1 protein-coding gene is annotated in these 1,506 nt (G+C 62.5%); it reads right to left on the bottom strand.

The window, feature by feature from the left end; all coding sequences use genetic code 11:
* A partial coding sequence (tnpC, locus tag F2P45_RS34150; protein ID WP_166882647.1) for an IS66 family transposase occupies nucleotides 1-1,475 on the bottom strand: 1,475 nt, incomplete at its 3' end.
* Nucleotides 1,476-1,506: the final 31 nt, after the last annotated feature.

Here is a 1,506-nt window from a genome sequence, read left to right as displayed (position 1 = left end):
CTGGCAATGAAGGTCCAAGAGGAGGCCGAACGTTTTCTGCACGTCTCGATGACGCTGGCCAGGAGCGCGAACGCGCGCGTGCCGGCTTCGCTGCGGGTACCCATGCTGATACGGCGCGCGATCACCCAATGACGCAGGGCTTGTTCTGCGGCATTATTAGTCAGGGGTAGTTGTGGTTCGGAAACTTGGCGCAAGATGACATCCCAGTCGAGCAGAAATTCACGCGCAAGGGCGCGCAGCTTGTCATTGCCGTCGTCCCGGTGCCGCTCGCAGAGCGCGCGCAAATGCGCGATGTCGGTTGCGTGACGGCTCGCCAGGACACCCTCGGGTTCACCCTGCGCGGCACGGGCGGCATAGATCGCCTCCATCAGCGTGCATAACACCTCATGCATGCCTTTGCCGGCGCGCGCCACTTTGGCGTCGGTCGAATCGATCAAGCCTTGGCACTTCCTGATCAAATGCGCCCAGCAACGCAGACGCCGGCCGAGGTGGCGGTAGGCTTGATAACCATCGGTCATCAAGTTGCCCGTGAACTTGGCCGTCAGCACATTCGACAGGATTTCGAGGCCACGCGAGCAGACGAAGAACAAGGTGGTGAAGCTGGCCACGAACACCCACAGCCAGAAAGGCTGGCCCGCCTCTTTCCACGGGGTTTCGTCGGCGTGGAGCAGGACGGCTTGCTCGATGTCGAGGACCATTTCGTCTTCCAGAGGCGCCACGGCGCGTCCGGTTTCGCGGATGGTTTCGTCGAGTACGCCCGTGCTCAATTGCAGATCGAACAGTTCGATGAAGAATTCACGGATGCGTGCGCGCGACAAGCGCATGCGCAGCGCCAGGAACACGATGGCGCCGGCCAGGCGTGGCCCGACCAAGCGCCATTGCCCGAGCGCGACCTTGTCCCAGAACGGATCGTCGGGCGCGACATGATGCGCGGCGCGCGTCACATGCCCGCACGAGCAGGTGCTGGCATAGAGCGTGTGCCTGGTCACTTGCAGCAACAGCCCGGCTTGGCCCGCAACCTTCTCGGCGATGTCGATATCATCCCACGCGGTGTAGGCCACAGCGCCATCGTGCGACAGGGCTAGGCCGCAGCCGGCGCAACTGTCGGGATGGTGGGGTGTCGTATCCGTGTATGCCAGCTTCTGGGTGCGGCCAAATCCTTTGGCGCCAACTTGCTTGCCGGTTTTCTTGGCGCCGGACTTGCCAGACGATGCCTTGGGCGCCGATGTCGGCTTTGCTGCGCCATCTGGCTTGGTCGCATCAGCCTCAACCGCCGTCGACACCCGGCTCGCTGGCGCTTCGGCCGCCGTATCGCTGTGCGTCGATTCCCATGGCGCCCGGCTCGACGGCGGCTTTGAACTATTGTTCGGCGTTTGATTGAGTCGATCCCGCGACTTGCGCAACTCCGCAAGGGCGCGTACCAATAACACTTCCTTCTGCGACGGCGAGAGCGAACTCACCCACTCGTCGCTCATTTGACGAAGATCGTGATCGGTAAGTGGAATT

The organism is Massilia mucilaginosa, assembly GCF_011682145.1.
GTDB lineage: Bacteria > Pseudomonadota > Gammaproteobacteria > Burkholderiales > Burkholderiaceae_D > Telluria_A > Telluria_A mucilaginosa.
This window is presented reverse-complemented; position numbering and strand designations above follow the sequence as displayed.